This window comes from Pseudomonas sp. SIMBA_067, from assembly GCF_046534675.1.
GTDB classification, from domain to species: Bacteria; Pseudomonadota; Gammaproteobacteria; order Pseudomonadales; family Pseudomonadaceae; genus Aquipseudomonas; species Aquipseudomonas putida.
Genome location: NZ_JAWRYH010000653.1, coordinates 1 through 262 on the forward strand (window position 1 = coordinate 1; position 262 = coordinate 262).

Annotated in this window: 1 pseudogene; it reads left to right on the forward strand. The window is 59.9% G+C overall.

What is annotated here, in order from left to right:
• Positions 1–262 (forward strand): annotated as a pseudogene (locus SB765_RS30730) (MFS transporter); the annotation flags it as partial.

Below are 262 nucleotides of genomic sequence, written 5' to 3' on the forward strand. Positions count from 1 at the left end.
CCACCAGCGCGGTAACGCTGATTGGGATGGCGCTGTTCTGTATCCACTTTGCCGGAACGTCGTGCTGGGGATTGATCCACGCCAACGTCACCGCCCGTATGACAGCGTCTGTCGGCAGCATCCAGAACTTCGCCAGCTTTATCTTCGCCTCGTTTGCGCCGGTCATCACCGGCTGGGTGCTCGACACCACCAAATCGTTCAGCATGGCGCTGATGATTTGTGCCTGCGTGACGCTGGTTGGCGCACTCGCCTACCTGCTGCT